The organism is Janthinobacterium sp. UMAB-56 (assembly GCF_900095265.1).
Classification (GTDB): Bacteria; Pseudomonadota; Gammaproteobacteria; order Burkholderiales; family Burkholderiaceae_D; genus Janthinobacterium.
The window spans coordinates 1-16,265 of record NZ_LT607667.1; the positions used below are offsets into that span (position 1 = coordinate 1).

The following is a 16,265-nucleotide window of genomic DNA, read 5'->3' on the forward strand; positions in this document are numbered from 1 at the left end:
TTTGCGCCGATGATAGTGCTGCAACCAGTGTGAAAGTAGGTTATCGTCAGGCTTGTTATTCGAAAAAACCCCCATCGTTGATACGGTGGGGGTTTTTTTACGTCCGCGAGGTTTATCCTCGGTGGCGATCACCAGGTTTTTGAAAGGGATATCTTGTCTGCTTTGCACACACTGGAACAATTACGCGCGGGCCAACTGGCCGGTGTGCGTCGCCTGAAGCTGGCGTGCGGCTTGACCGACTTTCCCAGCGAGATCTTCGACCTGGCCGACAGCCTGGAAATCCTCGACTTATCCGGCAATGCGCTATCGTCGCTGCCTGACGATTTACCTCGCCTGCACAAGCTGCGCATCCTATTTTGCTCGGATAACCTGTTCACTACTTTACCGGCCGTGCTCGGTTCCTGTCCTGCGCTGGAAATGATCGGTTTCAAAGCGAACCGGCTATGCCACGTGCCGGCCGCAGCCTTGCCACCGAAGCTGCGCTGGCTGACCCTGACCGATAATGCCATCGAAGCCTTGCCGGAAGAACTCGGCAAGTGCGGGCAATTGCAGAAACTCATGTTGGCGGGAAATCGCCTGAGCCACTTGCCAGCTAGCCTCAGCAATTGCCACCGCTTGGAACTGGTGCGTATCGCCGCCAACCGTTTCACGGCGCTGCCCGACTGCCTGCTGGCCTTGCCACGCTTGAGCTGGCTCGCGTATGCGGGCAATCCCTACACGGAAGCGTGTGAGCTGGCGGCCCTGACTGATGCGGGCGCGGCGGGCGTAGCATGGCAGCGCCTGGAACTCGCGCAGCAGCTGGGCGAGGGCGCATCGGGCGTGATTTACCGTGCCCGCCTGGATGGGCGCGATGATGTCGCTGTCAAAGTATTCAAGGGGGCAATGACCAGCGACGGCTTGCCGCGCAGCGAAATGGCCGCCTGTGTCGGCGCGGGCGCCCACGCCGGCCTGATTCCCATCCTGGGCACCCTCGATGCGCATCCGCAAGGGGCGCCTGGACTCGTCATGCCGCTCATCGATGCCGCTTTCCGCAATCTGGCGGGTCCGCCAAGTCTGGCGTCGTGCACGCGCGATGTGTATGCCGATGGCATGCGCTTTGATGCGCCGCAAGCGCTGGCGATAGCCCATGGCATCGCCTCGGCTGTCTGCCAGCTGCATGCGCGCGGCATTGTGCACGGCGACTTATATGCACACAATATCCTGCATGCGCACGCTGGTGCTTGCCTGTTGGGCGACTTTGGCGCGGCGTCCATGTTTGTGCCCGGCTCGCCGCAAGGGAACTGGCTGCAGGGTATAGAGGCGCGCGCCTTTGGCGTGCTGCTGGGGGAATTGATCGCACATTGTGCGACGCCTTTGCCCGCGCTGCAGACCTTGCAGGAAGCTTGCCTGCAGCAAGACGTGCTGTCGCGGCCGCAATTCGAGGCCATGGAACTGGCACTGCGGGACATGCTTCCTGCATAAAAAATGGCGCAGTCTTCGCAGGCGGCGCCATTTTCATTCAGGCTGACAAGATTCAGCCCTGAACTTCTTTTTCCGGCAGGGCGATCTGGTTGTCGACGCTGAACTGGTAATCCTTGAAGACATGTTCGGCCGTCAGGATCTGGTATTCGCCGTTGTCGAGCTTATGCGTGGTGTCCTTCAGGCGATACGTGTAATGGCCGCAGGTCCAGCAATTGAAGTTGCGCATGTGGGTGCACAGGCAAGTCTTGTCCATCACGACAACGGTTTTTTGTTCCGGATGGGCCGCCACTTCGCGGTTGTACGAGTTGATGTAGGCGCAGTTACCGGTCGCGTCCAGCAGATAGCCATAGGATTCGCAGCCCGGACGGATGCCGGCGCCGATGGCGGGCGTGTTCTTCAGCATGCGCATCGGGTAGCCCGTCGGCGAGACGCCATTGACGATGATGTCGTCTTCTGAGGCCTTGTAGTATTCCTGCTTGACCTTGTTTGGCAAGCCGCATTCCTCGGTGACGGTGAAGCGCGTCGCCACTTGCACGCCAGCGGCGCCCGCTTCCAGGAAGGAGACGGCATCGCTGCCCGTGAAAATGCCGCCAGCGGCGATCAGCGGAATGTCCAGCTGTTCTGCCTTCAGGTAGGCCAGCAGTTCCGCGGTAATCGTGTGCAGGTCGTAATTGGCCCAGTCCATGCCAAAACCCAGGTGGCCGCCGGCCAATGGTCCTTCGACAATGATGAAATCGGGCAAACGGTCCAGCTTGGCGTTCTTGCGCAGGAAAATTTGCAGGGCGCGCACGGACGAGACGATGATGCCCAGCTTGGCATCACGGAAACGTGGATGGTCGGCCATCAAGGCGAAGGAACCGAAGTGCAGACCGGCGGACAGGGTAATGCCATCGATGCCGGCGTCCAGCGCCGCATTCAGGCGCACGCGCAAGGTTTCGCGCGGGCCGTTCATGGTCAGCTTTTCCATGCAATTGACGAAGATCAAGCCATCGCCTTTTTTCGCTTCCATGGTGCGGCCGATATGCAGGCGCTGTGCTTCCGCCAGGCGGCCCAGGTCGAACTGCACCACGGCCTTGTCGCTGTTATTAATGTTGAACTTGTACAGTTTCGTCTTGTCTTTGACGAAGGTGGTGTCGAAACGGCGATCCGACACGTCTTCCACCATGGCATCGGAGATATGGCCGATACCGTTCAGCCGGGCCGCTTCCAGGGCCAGCTCCGAGGTGGAAATATCCACACCCATTCCGCCTATCATGATGGGCACATATTCTTTTTTGCCAAATCGCAGGCGGAAATCATCAACACGTTTCATTGCTATCCTTAGACTACCGTGGTTATCACTGAGCCAGATGTACGGTCAAGCCCGTCGCCGGTCAGGCGCGGGCGCATGTAGCTGTGCGCAGCTTCAATTCTACCCCAAGCGGGCAGGCGCTCAGGCCTGCGCTTGTCACCATGCCGGCGCAAACGCTGGCCGGAGCTTGCGCATCATCGAAATTAATCGCGGAAATTGTTAAATTCCAGCGGCATGTCAGGCACGTCCTTGCGCAGCATGGCCATGGCTGCCTGCAGGTCATCGCGCTTGGCCCCCGTAACGCGCACGGCTTCGCCCTGGATGCTCGCTTGCACTTTCATCTTGCTGTCCTTGATGACGCGCACGATTTTTTTTGCATCATCCGATTCAATGCCGTTCTTGATCTTGATGATCTGCTTGACCTTGTCGCCGCCGATCTTCTTGATGTCGCCCTCGTCGAGGAAGCGCACATCGACCTTGCGTTTGGTCAATTTGTTGGTCAGCACGTCGCGTACCTGGCTGAGCTGGAATTCCGAGTCCGCAAACGCGGTCAATTCGTTTTCCTTGTGCTCGACGCGGGCGTCGCTGCCCTTGAAGTCGAAGCGGGTCGTGATTTCCTTGTTGGATTGCTCGACGGCATTCTTGACTTCGATCATATCGGCTTCGGAGACTACATCAAATGACGGCATGGTCTGTTCCTTTCGTGTTGGAGCGAACGCGCTGGCAGCGCGCCGGGCGCGCGCATTCTTTGCAAAATGGCACAGCCCCGTTAAAGATGCGACATTTTAACGGACAACGGACGGCCTGCCCTTGTCTTGCGCTGGTTTTTTGTCGGTTTCACTCTATAATCGAGCAAAATAATCGCTATCCCATGTCTGCAGAGCTCACCATCGAACACAATTACTCCCTCCAGCGCCTGAATACCTTCGGCATCACGGCCAATGCGGCCGCCTACGTACGCATCACCTCGCAGGCCGAATTACAGGCGGCGCTGCAAGATCCAGCCCTCTCCGCCATGCCGCGCCTGATACTGGGCGGCGGCAGCAACATCGTGCTCACGGGCGACTTTCCCGGCGCCGTGCTGCACATGGCCACGCGCGGCATGCGCCTGGCGCAGGCGGATTTCGAGACAATACTTGTCACGGCCACGGCCGGCGAAAACTGGCACGATTTCGTGCAGTGGACCCTGGCGCAAGGAGTGGGTGGGCTGGAAAACCTGTCATTGATTCCAGGCACGGTGGGTGCGGCGCCTATCCAGAATATTGGCGCGTATGGCGTGGAAATCAAGGATTATCTGCATAGTGTCAGCGTCATGCACAGTGCCAGTGGCATTGTCTTCGACATGGACCGTGATGCTTGCCGCTTCGCCTACCGCGACAGCATCTTCAAGCAGGCCGAGGGGCGCGAACTGATCGTGCTGGAAGTGACGTTTGCCTTGCCGGCCGAGTGGCAGCCGAACTTGCGCTATGCGGAACTGGCGCAGGCCGTGGCCGAGCGCCATCTTGCCGAACCGACGCCGCAACAGGTGGCCGAAACGGTGATGGCGATACGCCGGCGTAAATTGCCCGATCCGGCCGTGATCGGCAATGCGGGCAGCTTTTTCAAGAATCCCGTGGTGTCACACGCACAGTGTGTGGCTCTGCTGGAACGTTTTCCCACGCTGGTACACCATGCGCAAGCCGATGGCACGGAAAAGCTGGCGGCCGGCTGGCTGATCGATCAGTGTGGCTGGAAGGGGAAAAACCTGGGGCCCGCGGGAGTGTATCCCAAGCAGGCGCTGGTTCTGGTGAATAATGGCGGCGCTCGTGGCGCGGACATTACCCGGCTGGCGGCAGCGATACAAGATGATGTCGAGGCGAAATACGGCGTGCGCCTGTCGCCTGAGCCTGTGTTTGTTTAATTAGGCAAAATGGCAGACGTAGTCTAGCGTCTCCACCGTTTCGATATCAAAATAGCTATTGCCTGGCACCTTGAATTGCGTGCCCGCGCCATAGCTGTTCCAGTCGGTGGCGTCGGCCAGGCGCACCTTGCACAGGCCACTGACGATTTCCATCGTTTCTGGCGCGCCCGTGTTGAAGCGCAACGAGGACGCGAAGATCACGCCCACGCTTTTCTTCGCGCCATCGGCCAGGATGACGTTGTGCGAGATGCATTTGCCGTCAAAGTAAATATTCGACTTCTTGACGACACTGACATTGTCCAGTTGTGTGCTCATGCTTCACTTTCCTTGCGGTTAAAAAATCAATTTTGGACGTCATCGGCGCTCAGCGCGCTGTTGCGTCCGCCGCGCTTGGCCGCGTACAGGGCCTGGTCGGCACGGTTGATCAGTTGCTCGACCGTCGAGTCGGGCGAGGGCACGACGGTGGCCACGCCGATCGAGATGGTGACGATGCCGGCGGCCGCCGCCGGGTTTTCGATCTGCAAGCCTTCCAGGTGACGCCGGCATGCTTCGGCAATCAACAATGCGCCGGCCGCTTCCGTTTCCGGCAGGATCAGGGAGAATTCCTCGCCGCCGTAGCGGGCGGCCAGGTCGGCGGGGCGCTTTAAATGTTCCGTGAGTACGGCGGCAACTTTTTTCAGGCACAGGTCGCCTGGCAAATGGCCGAAGTGGTCGTTATAACTCTTGAAATGGTCGATGTCGCAGAACAGCAGGCTCAATGGTGCTTTGTCGCGCTGACCACGCTGCCATTCGAATTGCAAGGTTTCATCGAAACGGCGGCGGTTGGCGATACCGGTCAAGCCATCGAGGGCGGCCAGCTTCTGCAACTCGATATTGGCGTCGGCCAGATTCTTTTGACTTTCTCGCAGGAAACGAAAAGCCTGGTCGCGCTGCAGGCGGCTGATGTGGGCCGCCGAGTGATAGCGTATGCGCGCCAGCAACTCCAGGCGGTCCGGCAATTTCACCACATAGTCGTTGGCGCCGACGGCAAAGCTGTGGGCCTTCAGTTTCGGGTCGTCCTTGGCCGACAGCACGATCACCGGCACATGCGCCAGCGCCGCGTTTTCGCGGTACAGCTGGATCAAGGCGAAACCGTCGATGCCAGGCATGACCAGGTCTTGCAGGATGACGGTCGGTTGCAAACGCAGCGCCGTGTCCAGCCCCTGCGTGGCATCGGTCACGTAATGAAATTCGATATCCTGTTGGTCGCTGAGCATGCGGCGCACTGCCTCGGCAATGATCAACTGGTCGTCCACCAATAGCACGCTGACCTTGAATTCGGTCAATGCCGGCTCATGCTGGGTGAAACTGGAGGAGAATTCTGGCATTGCATTCTTTTCAGATGTTAGGGGAGGACTCCCACCCATTGTTGAGTTTTGCGCCCAGGCGGTTGCGCAGGCTGGCGCTTATTCTATCCAATGGCAGGATTTGCTGCGCCGCATCGAGTTCGGCCGCCGCGCGTGGCATGCCGTACACGGCACTGCTGGCCTGGTCTTGCGCGATGGTCGTCTTGCCGGCGCGGCGCATGGCCAGCAAGCCATCGCCGCCATCGCGCCCCATGCCTGTGAGCAATACGCCGATGGCGTCGCCGCGCCAGTGCTGCGCCACGCAGTTGAAGAACACATCGACGGAAGGGCGGTAAACATACTCGCGCGGTGCTGCATCGTACCCCAAACGATAATTTTGATCTAGCAGCAGGTGATCATTGGTCTTGGCGATCAACACCGTGCCGGACGCCAGTTCGTCGCCCTCGGCGATCACGCGCACGGGCATGCTGAGCTGATCATCGAGCCATTTGGCGAAGTGCGAGGCGAAGGTTTCATCTATATGCTGCACCACCACGATGGCGCAGCCGGGCGGTGCCGTCCAGCCGGACAGCACCTTGGCTACGGCCGAAGGGCCGCCCGTCGAGGCGCCGATGGCCACCAGGGTCGATACCTGGCCGTCGCCGCGTTCGCCGCCATTGCCGTTTGCCTGGCGCGGCGGCGGCGTTTCGGTGCTATGGCGTATCAGCTTGCCGATGGTCTTGATCTTGGCCAGCAGTTCGCTGTCACCTCCCACTTGGCCCTGCAGCACGGGCGTGGCAGTGACGTCGAGCGCGCCCGCGCCCAGCGCGCGAAAAACCTGGTTGACATTGTCTTGTGGGCGTCCCGTGACCACCAAGATGGCGCACGGGCTTTGCTGCATGATCAGGCGCGTCGCTTCCACGCCATCCATCTCCGGCATGTTCAGGTCCATCAGGATCAGGTCGGGACGGTTGCCCTCGCACATGCGCACGGCTTCGAGCCCGGTGCGGGCAATCCACAGTACCTGGTGTTCTTGCGTGCTGGCCACCACGCGGCGCAGGGCCTCGGCGGCCATGGGGACATCGTTGGCAATGGCAATTTTCATGAAGTACAACTCATAAGCGGGCATCTCCTATCAGGTCGGCCACCGCGTCGAGCAAGGTCTCGTCGTGGAAGCTGCCCTTGGTCAGATAATAGTCGGCGCCGGCGGACAGGCCGCGCGCGCGGTCTTCCGGGCGATCCTTGTACGAGACGATCATCACCGGCAGCTTGTGCAAGTGCAGGTCCTTCTTGATCAGCGCGACCAGTTCGATGCCATCCATGCGCGGCATGTCCACGTCGGTGATTACCAGGTCGTATTCGCCGCTACGCACCACATTCCAGCCATCGATGCCGTCGATGGCCACATCGACCTCGAAGCCGCGCGCCAGCAGCAGCTTGCGCTCCATCTCGCGCACCGTCAGCGAATCGTCGACGACCAGGATGCGCTTGGCGCGGCGCTGTTGCGCTTGGCCCGCCTGCGCCAGCTGGTGCAGGCCGCCCTCGTGCAGCAGCTTGTCGATCGACAGCAGCAAATCGGGCACGTCGAGGATCAGCACCGGCTCGCCGTCGTCCAGCAGGGCGGCGGCGGAAATGTCACGCATCTTGCCGAAGATCGGGTCGATGGCCTGTACCGCCAGGCTTTGCTCGCCGCGGATGGCGTCGACCACCAGCGCATAGCTTTGCTTGCCGCGCCCGATCACCACCACAGGCAAATCGTCGGCGCTGCTGGCCGCCTCGCCCAGTTCCAGCACTTGCGCCGCCGACACCAGGCCCAAATGCTCGCCCTTGAGTTCAAAGAACTGCTTGTTTTCCAGCGTATGGATGGCAGCTTGCGGCACGCGCACCACGCTTTCCACCTTGACGATGGGGATGGCGTAGGCTTCGCCCTGTACGTCGACCACCAGCGCGCGCACGATCGATTGCGTCAGCGGCAGGGTAATCAGGGCGCGAAAACCCAGGCCCGGCTCCGATTCCAGGCGCACCGTGCCGTTTTGCTGGCGTATCGTCTCGTGCACGATATCGAGGCCGACGCCGCGCCCCGACAGTTGATTCGCCGTTGCCTTCAGGCTGAAGGCGGGCAAGAACAAAAATTCCAGCAGTTCGCCCGGTGACAGGGCGGCGGCCATGGCGGGGCTGGCCATTTTGCGCTCGATGACGGACTGGCGGATTTTCTCCAGGTCGACGCCACGCCCGTCATCGCTGATCTCGATGCTCAGCATGCCGGCGCGGTGGCGCGCTTCCATGCGTATCGTGCCCAGCGCTGCCTTGCCCGCGTCGATGCGCTCATACGGGCCTTCCATGCCATGGTCGATGGCATTGCGCAGCATGTGGTTCAGCGGGCTTTCGATCTTCGCCAGGATATCGCGGTCAACCAGGGTGTCTTCGCCTTCGATCTCCAGCTGCACTTCCTTGCCCAAACTGCGCGCCAGGTCGCGCACCATGCGCGGGAAAGCGTGGATGCCCTCGCGGAAGGGGCGCATGCGCAGGGCCAGCACTTCGTCGACCATGCCTTGCGACACGGCCAGCAAGCGCCGTTCATAGGTTTCAATGTCGGCGATGTGTTCGAGCATGAACTGCTTCAGGGGCTGCGTCTTTTGCAGCGCCAGCAGGGACTTTTCCATCAGGCCCGCGTCGCCCGAGCGGGCAATGGCGACATGCAGCTGCTCGATGGCGGAAAACAGGCTGCTCTGGTTGCGCTTGAAGCGCTGCAGCGCGCCGATGAACGGGTGCATCTGGTGCGCATTGATGCGCGACTCGCTGGCCAGCGACAGCAGTTTGTCGAAGTTTTGCGTCGCGGCCTTGGCAGGTGCGCCGGCACGTGGCGCGGACGCTGCTGCCGCCGATTCCACCTCATCGTCCGCCAGGCCGCCGGCACTGGGGGCTGGCAGCTCGACCGCTTCAGGCGCCAGTGGCGCGGCCGTCGCGGGCGAAGCCAGCGAGGGCAGGGCCGGCAATTCGGGCAGCTCGGCGATGCTGGCGATGGCGTTCAGGGTCTGGTCGATCTGCGCTGCATTCGCGGCCAGCCACGCTTCGGCGCCGGCATCGTCCAGGCGCGACAGTTGCACGATCAGGTCGACGCCCGACAGCAGCACGTCGACACGCTCCGGCGTGAGTTTCAGGCGGCCGTGCTGGGCGGCGACAAAGCTGTCTTCCATGCCGTGCGCCAGTTGCACCACCACCTGCAGACCGACGATGGCGGCCGCGCCCTTGATCGAGTGCGCCGCGCGCATCATCGCTTCGACGGCGGCCGCGTCGCCCGCATGGCGTTCCATGGCCAGCAAGCCGTCGGTGAGAATCTGGGTCTGGCTGTCCGCCTCCATGCGGAACAGGTCCAGCATGGAAAAGGCACTCAGGTCGCCGTGCTGGTCCTGGCTCATCGTAATAGTCTCGCAAGTTGAAAGCCGATCAGCGCCGTGTCCAGGCAGCCGATGCGCATGTCGCCCTCGGTGATGACGCCCGACAGAAAGCGCAACAGGCCCTTGTTGATGGTGGCCGCCGGCGCTTGCACGGTGCTTGAGGCATAGCGCACGATGCCATGCAGGTCGGCCACGGGCAGGGCGTAGGCCTGCTCTTCCCAGCGCATCAGCAGCAGGCGCGCAAAGGTGTGGCGGCCGCGAGCCGCTGGCGCGTCCTGTTCGTCGATGCCCAGCAAACTGGCCAGCGACATGCACGGATACAGCTTGCCGCCGATATTGACGATGCCTGCCAGGCCGCGCCCGCTGCGGTGCGGCAGCACGTGCGGCTTGGCCTGCGGCGCCACGGAGTCGAACACGCGCGTGGGCAGCGCCAGCCATTCGCGGCCGATGCGAAACACCAGCGCCGAGTTGTCGCGCACTTCGCCACCCGCATCGATCTGGCGGAAGTGGCTGGCCCAGTCGCGCTGGTAGTGTTCGTCCACGGGACGCTGCAGGTTGCGCTGGGCGGCGCCCGCATACACGTCGCAGTTACGGCAATGTACGTTGGCTGGCAGCTTGGGGCAGCTCTGGTCGCCGACCACGCCGATATGGTTCCAGCAGTCGTCGATGGTGGCGGGGGACTCGGTGGCGATGAGGTTTGTCATGCGTACCCCTTAGTTGGATGCCTGGAGGCGCTGGTAGATGCGCGCCGCGCGCGCCTTCAGGGTGGCGGCGGCCGTATGGTTGCCATTGCGTTCGGCCAGCAGGGACAGGTGGCACAGCGCTTCGTAATGGTCCGGCTGCAGGTAGATGCAGCGACGCCAGTAATCATCGGCCAGGTCCATCTTGCCGGCCAGTTCATTGATGATGCCCAGCATGAAATACGCTTCCGCCGCCTCGGGTACTCTGGCCAGGTGGGCGTGGCATTTTTCACCGGCTTCGCGCAACTGGCCACGGTCGGCCAGCAGGCGTGCCTCGGCCAGCAAATCGGCTTGCACGGCCGGCGCGGGCGATGGCAGGGACATGGGGCGCGTGCGCAAGGCCACCGGCGCGACGGGCGTTGCGGAAGAGGGGGCCGCCACAGCAGCGCGTCTCGGCGCGGGCGGCACGCTGCGCAAGGTGCGCAAGGCCGGCAGCGGCGCCACCTGCACAGCACTGGCCGGCGCCAGCATTTCCTTTTTCAGGGCGAAGGCCTGGCGTAACTGCAGCGACGCGTAGCCGTTCTGGCAGAACGATGGCACTTCCGCATAGCCGGCCAGCAGCATGCCGTCGTCGGCCAGCAGGGCGGACAGGTTGTGGATGGCGGCGCGCGTGGTCGGCTTGTCGAAGTAGATCAGCAGGTTGCGGCAAAAGATGACGTCGTAATGGCGGCTGTAGGTAGCGGTGTCGAACTGCAGTAAATTGCCCTGCCTGAAGGTCACCTGTTCGCGCAAGGAGTCGATGATGCGGTAGGCGTCGTCGGCGACGTGCGTGAAATAGCGTTCGCGGAAGCCCACGTCCTGCGCGCGGAAGGCGTTGCGCCCATACACGCCGGCCTGCGCGCGCTCGATGCAGCCGGGGCTCAGGTCATACGCGTCGATGCTGAACGCCTGTTTTGGCACGCCGCCGTCACGCAGCGCCATGGCCATCGAGTACGGTTCCTCGCCCCCCGCGCACGGGATCGACAGGATGCGCGTGGCGCGTCCCCGCGCCCAGCGCTCCTGCACCAGTTCGACGGTGGCGTAGAACGCCTGCGGGTCGCGGAACAGCCACGATTCCGGCACCACCACCAGTTCGATCAGCTGCGTCATTTCGGCCGGCGTCAGCGCCTGCAGGTAGGCGGCACTATCGGTAAAACCCGTCTGCTCCATGCGCTGCCCGACGGCTCGTTCGGCCACGGATTTGGAGACGGACAGGCCGGTCGCGCGGCGCAGCAGGGCTTGCGCCGTCATGTCGCGCTCGCGTCTTGAAACAGCAGCGCGCGCACGTCCGGCGTCAGCAGGTGCTCGAGTTCGACCAGTTGCACGATGCCGTCGGCGTCGCTGGCCACCTGGCCCAGGAAGGACGCCGTCGCCACGCCACTGTCTTCAAGCCGCAGCGGGTCGATGTCGGCGATGCCGCGCACCTGCGAGGCCAGCAAGCCCAGCGCATGCGTGGCGCCGCCAGGCGCGCGATAGTCGACGATGATGATGCGCGTGTCGTACTGCGCGGCGGCGGCCGGCAGCCCCGCCAGGCGCGACAGGTCGATCACGGGCACGTGCGCGCCGTGCAGGTCCATCAGGCCGGCCACATAGTCTGGCGTGAGCGGCAATTGCTTCAGTTCCAGCAGCGGCAGCACGCGCACGATGCCGGCCAGGGGCAGGCCATAGCGATCGCGTCCGATGTGAAAGAGCAGCACTTTCATGGGATCAGATATTGACGGCGAAAGTCGAGACGCTGGACTGCAGGTCGCCCGCCGCATATTGCAGCTGGTGCACCGCTTCGCTGGTGGCTTTCAAGGATTCCACCGTCTGCTGCGTGGCATCGTTGAGCTGCATCATGGTGTCGGAAATCTGCGAAGCGCCGATGGCCTGCGACTGCATGCCCTGCAGTACGGCGTCAAATTGCGGCGTGAGCTTTTGTACCTGGTCCATCACGGACGACAGTTGCTCGGCCACTTGCCGCACTTCGCCCACGCTGCGGCGAATTTCTTCCGAGAATTTATCCATGCCCATCACGCTGGCCGAGACGGCCGACTGCATTTCCTTGAGCATTTGCTCGATATCCCAGGTGGAGACCGAGGTCTGGTCGGCCAGGCGGCGGATTTCCGTCGCCACCACGGAGAAGCCGCGGCCCGCCTCGCCCGCTTTTTCCGCCTCGATGGCGGCGTTCAGCGAGAGGATATTGGTCTGGTCGGCCACCTTCGTGATGGTGATCAATACGCTATTGATATTGCTGGCCTTCTCCGACAGGGCCGCCAGCTTGGCGTTGATGGAATCGGTGGCAGAGACCATGTGCTGCATGGTCGAATCCATGCGCTTGAGGTTGTTTTGCGCTTCGGCCGTGGCATTTGTCGTGTAGTCGGCCACGGCGGTGGCGTCTTCCATGGTTTTGAGCAATTGGCTCGTGTTGGCGGAGATTTCCTTGGTGGTGCTGAGAATTTCCACGCTGGTTTGCGCCTGCTCGATGCCCGTGGCTTCCTGCTGGCGCGCCGAGGCGGCAATTTCCGTGGCGGACGTGGTCACCTGGATGCCGGCCTTTTGCACATTGTTGAGCAGGCTGCGCAGGTTTTCGAACATCTTCGCCAGGCCATTGCCGAGCTGACCGATGGCATCGCTGCCCGTGATGCTGACCTTGCCCGTCAGGTCGCCCGAGGCCGCCTTAGACACCACTTCCAGCAAGGAATCGACCTTGGCGCGCAAGGTGTTGGTGGCCGCCATCTGGCTGGACTGGTTGTCTTCGATGGTTTGCGCCATGCGGTTGAATTCTTGCGTCACTTTGCCCAGTTCGTCGCGCGACAAGATGGTAGCGCGCGCACCCTGTTCGCCGCCGGCGATGCGACCGACGACGTCCGTCAGGTTGTTCAGCGGGGCGAGGATGGCTTTGCCGAGTAAGATGGAAATCGCCAGCGCCAGCACGACGCACAATGCACCACCCAGAGCCAGGGTCAGCAGCATGATTTCCTGTAACTTGGCCGACGTCGCCGTGCGCTCCGTCAACAGCTTCGTTTCCACTTCCGCCACTTCGTCGAGCATCTTGTTGGCCTGGGCGACGGCAGGGTAGCCGCCAGCATGCATGGTATGCGCGATCGTTTCCGTTGCGCCGGGGGCGTTGCCCAGCGCGCGGCGCTTGGCGATCAGCGGGGTGATCCAGTCCTTGACCCAGTTCGTCGTCAGGGTTTCGATCTTCCTGAAGCGCTCTACCTGTTGCGCGTTGTCCTTGGTCAAGGCAATGGCGTTTTGCAGATGCAGGCTTAGCAGCTCCTTTTCATCGCTGTCCGGGGTCAGCGACACTTCGTTGCCGGTCAAGACATAGCCGCGCACTTCCACCTGAATTTGCAGGATGGCGTTGTGGATCTTGTCGATCTCTAGCAGCACTTCCGTCGTATGCCGGTCTAGACGATTGGCGTCGGACAGGCGCGAAAAATTATTGTAGGCGATGCCCAGCAGTATCAAAATAATCGCCACGATGGAGCCGAAGCCCAGGTACAGTTTATTCTTGATACTCAGGTCTTTGAACATGGTGGCTCCGGAAGCGGGAAGTTTTCGACTAAATTGCACTGTAGCATTTTGCCATGCGTACAGCAAAATGGGGACAATCTGCGGCTGCAGCGGGGCGTAAATTGCGGCCGAGTACGCCCGAGATGCAAAAAAGCCGCCCGTGGGCGGCTTTTGGCGGGCGCGGCAGGCGGTGCCTCCCGGCAACAGCTTACTTCTGGCCGCGCTTTTCGCGGGCGATGGCGGCGATGCGCATGCGCAAGGCGTTCAGCTTGATGAAGCCGCCGGCGTCGGCCTGGTTGTAGGCGCCGCCGTCTTCGTCGAAGGTGGCGATGTTCATGTCGAACAGCGAGTCCGTCTTCGAATCGCGCGAGACGACGATGACATTGCCCTTGTACAGCTTGATGCGTACCCAGCCGTTCACGGTTTCTTGCGTGTGGTCGATCAGGGTTTGCAGGGCAACGCGCTCGGGCGCCCACCAGTAGCCGTTGTAGATCATCGACGCGTAGCGCGGCATCAAATCATCTTTCAGGTGGGCCACTTCGCGGTCCAGGGTGATCGATTCGATGGCGCGGTGGGCCTTGAGCATGATGGTGCCGCCCGGGGTTTCATAGCAGCCGCGCGATTTCATGCCGACGTAGCGGTTTTCCACCAGGTCCAGGCGTCCCACGCCATGCTTGCCGCCAACTTTGTTCAGTTCGGCCAGCACGGTGGCGGGCGACATGCGCACGCCGTTGATGGCGACGATGTCACCTTTTTCGTATTCGATGTCCAGATATTCTGCTTCGTCCGGCGCCTTTTCAGGGCTGACGGTCCAGCGCCACATGCTTTCTTCCGCTTCGGCGCTCGGGTTTTCCAGGTGGCGGCCTTCAAAGCTGATGTGCAGCAAGTTGGCATCCATCGAGTACGGCGCGCCGCCGTTCTTGTGCTTCATGTCGATTTCGATGCCGGCATCTTCCGCGTACTTCAGCAGTTTTTCGCGCGACAGCAGATCCCACTCGCGCCACGGGGCGATGATTTTCACGCCAGGCTTCAGGGCGTAGGCGCCCAGTTCGAAACGCACCTGGTCGTTGCCCTTGCCGGTCGCGCCGTGCGAGATGGCGTCGGCGCCCGTGGCGTTGGCGATTTCGATCAGGCGCTTGGCGATCAAAGGACGGGCGATCGAGGTGCCCAGCAGGTATTCGCCTTCATACACGGTATTGGCGCGGAACATCGGGAAGACGAAATCGCGCACGAATTCTTCGCGCACGTCTTCGATATGGATGTTTTCCGGCTTGATGCCGAACTTGATGGCCTTGGCGCGCGCCGGTTCCAGTTCTTCGCCCTGGCCCAGGTCGGCCGTGAAGGTGACGATTTCGCACTGGTAGTTATCTTGCAGCCATTTCAGGATGACGGAGGTATCGAGTCCGCCGGAATAGGCCAGGACTACTTTTTTAATGTCGCTCATATTGCTTCCAGTTGTCGTTGTCGATGTATGTGTTGCGATGCTGCCGGGAGTTCTGCAGTTCCAGGCGAATTATTGGATTTTACCGAGTAACAGGTATTCAATCAGCGCTTTTTGCACGTGCAAACGGTTTTCCGCTTCGTCCCACACCACCGATTGCGGGCCGTCGATCACTTCGGCGGCTACTTCCTCGCCACGGTGGGCGGGCAGGCAGTGCATGAACAGGGCGTCGGGCGCGGCGCGGGCCATCTTCGCGCCATCGACGATCCAGCCGTCGAAAGCGGCAATGCGGGCCGCGTTTTCCGCTTCGTAGCCCATGCTGGTCCACACATCCGTGTTGACCAGGTGCGCGCCTTCGCAGGCGTCGGAGGGATGGGCGAAGAAAGTGTAGCGTTCGGTCTTGACTTGCGACAGGTCGATGTCATAGCCCTTGGGCGTCGATACATTGACGTGGAAGCCGAACACTTCGGCCGCCTGCAGCCACGAGTACAGCATGTTGTTGGCGTCGCCGATCCAGGCGACGACCTTGCCGGCGATCGAGCCGCGATGTTCGATATAGGTGAAGATGTCGGCAAAGACCTGGCAAGGGTGATGTTCATTGGTCAGTCCATTGATCACCGGCACGCGCGAATTGGCGGCGAAACGCTCGATGATTTCCTGGCCGAACGTACGCACCATGATGATGTCGCACATGCGCGACATGACCTGGCCCGCGTCTTCTACCGGCTCGCCGCGGCCCAGTTGGGAATCGCGCGTGTTCAGGTAGATGGCGGCGCCGCCCAGCTGGTGCATGCCTGCCTCGAACGACAAGCGGGTGCGGGTCGAGTTCTTTTCAAAGACCATCACCAGGGTGCGGTCGATCAGTGGATGGTAGATTTCGTAGTTCTTGAACTTGCGCTTGATCAGATGGGCGCGTTCGATCACATATTCGTACTCTTCCAACGTGAAATCGGAGAACTGGAGGTAGTGCTTGATCGGTTTTTTTGTCGACATAATGACCACTTGAAGATGCGCAGGCCGCCGGCGGCGTGCCTTTCCCGCCGGGTTGCATCAGCGTAAAACATCTCGTGCTGATGACTGCCTCGCCCGGCGCGCTGCTGTGTTGATCGGTGCCAGCGCGACGCCTGTCGCGCGGTACGATGCGGTTTGCCAAGTTGAAAATAATGCAATGGCAAGTACTTCAGCCGTTCAATTATAAGGGTTTTGCTTTTAGATTGGAAAGACCGTCCGGG

The 16,265-nt window shown here is 61.5% G+C and carries 14 protein-coding genes; 2 read left to right on the forward strand and 12 right to left on the reverse strand.

Annotation, left to right across the window (positions count from 1 at the left end; all coding sequences use genetic code 11):
• The first annotated feature begins 162 nt into the window (after nucleotides 1-162).
• Nucleotides 163-1,461 carry a leucine-rich repeat-containing protein kinase family protein gene (locus K0F85_RS22990; RefSeq protein ID WP_219118330.1) on the forward strand — a complete coding sequence of 433 codons (1,299 nt, stop codon included), beginning with the start codon at nucleotides 163-165 and terminating at the stop codon, nucleotides 1,459-1,461.
• A gap of 52 nt (nucleotides 1,462-1,513) precedes the next feature.
• Here the strand turns inward: K0F85_RS22990 and K0F85_RS22995 are convergent, their stop codons facing one another.
• Entirely contained in the window at nucleotides 1,514-2,773 is a 1,260-nt protein-coding gene (locus K0F85_RS22995) for a nitronate monooxygenase (protein WP_219118252.1), read from the reverse strand.
• A gap of 182 nt (nucleotides 2,774-2,955) precedes the next feature.
• Nucleotides 2,956-3,441 (reverse strand): YajQ family cyclic di-GMP-binding protein, encoded by a 486-nt coding sequence (locus K0F85_RS23000; protein ID WP_034759416.1) that lies wholly within the window; start codon nucleotides 3,439-3,441, stop codon nucleotides 2,956-2,958.
• Between the two features lie 182 nt (nucleotides 3,442-3,623).
• On the opposite strand from K0F85_RS23000, the gene murB reads away from it, so the two are divergent.
• Entirely contained in the window at nucleotides 3,624-4,652 is a 1,029-nt protein-coding gene (gene murB / locus K0F85_RS23005) for a UDP-N-acetylmuramate dehydrogenase (RefSeq protein ID WP_219118253.1), read from the forward strand.
• On the opposite strand, the gene K0F85_RS23010 is transcribed toward murB, so the two are convergent.
• The 10 genes from K0F85_RS23010 to argF form a co-directional block, all read right to left on the reverse strand.
• The gene (locus K0F85_RS23010; protein ID WP_219118254.1) at nucleotides 4,653-4,967 is read right to left on the reverse strand and encodes a pyrimidine/purine nucleoside phosphorylase; all 315 of its coding nucleotides are present in this window, start codon (nucleotides 4,965-4,967) and stop codon (nucleotides 4,653-4,655) included. It abuts the gene before it with no gap.
• A gap of 26 nt (nucleotides 4,968-4,993) precedes the next feature.
• A complete protein-coding gene (locus K0F85_RS23015) occupies nucleotides 4,994-6,019 on the reverse strand; it encodes a diguanylate cyclase (RefSeq protein ID WP_219118255.1) in 1,026 nt (341 codons plus the stop codon).
• A 10-nt stretch (nucleotides 6,020-6,029) separates the two neighbouring features.
• Nucleotides 6,030-7,082, reverse strand: coding sequence for a chemotaxis response regulator protein-glutamate methylesterase (locus K0F85_RS23020; protein ID WP_219118256.1), 1,053 nt, complete (start codon nucleotides 7,080-7,082; stop codon nucleotides 6,030-6,032).
• Between the two features lie 10 nt (nucleotides 7,083-7,092).
• A complete protein-coding gene (locus K0F85_RS23025) occupies nucleotides 7,093-9,396 on the reverse strand; it encodes a hybrid sensor histidine kinase/response regulator (RefSeq protein WP_219118257.1) in 2,304 nt (767 codons plus the stop codon).
• The gene (locus tag K0F85_RS23030; RefSeq protein ID WP_219118258.1) at nucleotides 9,393-10,079 is read right to left on the reverse strand and encodes a chemotaxis protein CheW; all 687 of its coding nucleotides are present in this window, start codon (nucleotides 10,077-10,079) and stop codon (nucleotides 9,393-9,395) included. Before K0F85_RS23030 ends, K0F85_RS23025 begins: the two co-directional genes overlap by 4 nt.
• A 9-nt stretch (nucleotides 10,080-10,088) precedes the next feature.
• The gene (locus K0F85_RS23035) at nucleotides 10,089-11,345 is read right to left on the reverse strand and encodes a protein-glutamate O-methyltransferase CheR (protein WP_219118259.1); all 1,257 of its coding nucleotides are present in this window, start codon (nucleotides 11,343-11,345) and stop codon (nucleotides 10,089-10,091) included.
• Nucleotides 11,342-11,797 carry a chemotaxis protein CheW gene (locus tag K0F85_RS23040; protein ID WP_219118260.1) on the reverse strand — a complete coding sequence of 152 codons (456 nt, stop codon included), beginning with the start codon at nucleotides 11,795-11,797 and terminating at the stop codon, nucleotides 11,342-11,344. The genes K0F85_RS23035 and K0F85_RS23040 overlap by 4 nt, the downstream gene beginning before the upstream one ends.
• A gap of 4 nt (nucleotides 11,798-11,801) precedes the next feature.
• Nucleotides 11,802-13,613, reverse strand: a complete 1,812-nt coding sequence (locus K0F85_RS23045) for a methyl-accepting chemotaxis protein (protein WP_219118261.1) — start codon at nucleotides 13,611-13,613, stop codon at nucleotides 11,802-11,804.
• Nucleotides 13,614-13,800: 187 nt separating this feature from the next.
• Nucleotides 13,801-15,036, reverse strand: coding sequence for an argininosuccinate synthase (locus K0F85_RS23050; protein WP_219118262.1), 1,236 nt, complete (start codon nucleotides 15,034-15,036; stop codon nucleotides 13,801-13,803).
• Nucleotides 15,037-15,105: 69 nt separating this feature from the next.
• Nucleotides 15,106-16,026: an ornithine carbamoyltransferase gene (gene argF, locus K0F85_RS23055; RefSeq protein WP_219118263.1), complete on the reverse strand. Its 921-nt coding sequence runs from the start codon at nucleotides 16,024-16,026 to the stop codon at nucleotides 15,106-15,108.
• Nucleotides 16,027-16,265 lie beyond the last annotated feature (239 nt).

What these genes read in the sequence shown, in the direction of transcription:
- K0F85_RS23025 (WP_219118257.1), bottom strand. Translation starts at nt 9,396, where the DNA reads ATGAGCCAGGACCAGCACGGCGACCTGAGTGCCTTTTCCATGCTGGAC.
- argF (WP_219118263.1), bottom strand. Translation starts at nt 16,026, where the DNA reads ATGTCGACAAAAAAACCGATCAAGCACTACCTCCAGTTCTCCGATTTC.
- K0F85_RS23040 (WP_219118260.1), bottom strand. Translation starts at nt 11,797, where the DNA reads ATGAAAGTGCTGCTCTTTCACATCGGACGCGATCGCTATGGCCTGCCC.
- K0F85_RS22995 (WP_219118252.1), bottom strand. Translation starts at nt 2,773, where the DNA reads ATGAAACGTGTTGATGATTTCCGCCTGCGATTTGGCAAAAAAGAATAT.
- K0F85_RS23035 (WP_219118259.1), bottom strand. Translation starts at nt 11,345, where the DNA reads ATGACGGCGCAAGCCCTGCTGCGCCGCGCGACCGGCCTGTCCGTCTCC.
- K0F85_RS23030 (WP_219118258.1), bottom strand. Translation starts at nt 10,079, where the DNA reads ATGACAAACCTCATCGCCACCGAGTCCCCCGCCACCATCGACGACTGC.
- K0F85_RS23010 (WP_219118254.1), bottom strand. Translation starts at nt 4,967, where the DNA reads ATGAGCACACAACTGGACAATGTCAGTGTCGTCAAGAAGTCGAATATT.
- K0F85_RS23015 (WP_219118255.1), bottom strand. Translation starts at nt 6,019, where the DNA reads ATGCCAGAATTCTCCTCCAGTTTCACCCAGCATGAGCCGGCATTGACC.
- K0F85_RS23020 (WP_219118256.1), bottom strand. Translation starts at nt 7,082, where the DNA reads ATGAAAATTGCCATTGCCAACGATGTCCCCATGGCCGCCGAGGCCCTG.
- murB (WP_219118253.1), top strand. Translation starts at nt 3,624, where the DNA reads ATGTCTGCAGAGCTCACCATCGAACACAATTACTCCCTCCAGCGCCTG.
- K0F85_RS23050 (WP_219118262.1), bottom strand. Translation starts at nt 15,036, where the DNA reads ATGAGCGACATTAAAAAAGTAGTCCTGGCCTATTCCGGCGGACTCGAT.
- K0F85_RS23045 (WP_219118261.1), bottom strand. Translation starts at nt 13,613, where the DNA reads ATGTTCAAAGACCTGAGTATCAAGAATAAACTGTACCTGGGCTTCGGC.
- K0F85_RS23000 (WP_034759416.1), bottom strand. Translation starts at nt 3,441, where the DNA reads ATGCCGTCATTTGATGTAGTCTCCGAAGCCGATATGATCGAAGTCAAG.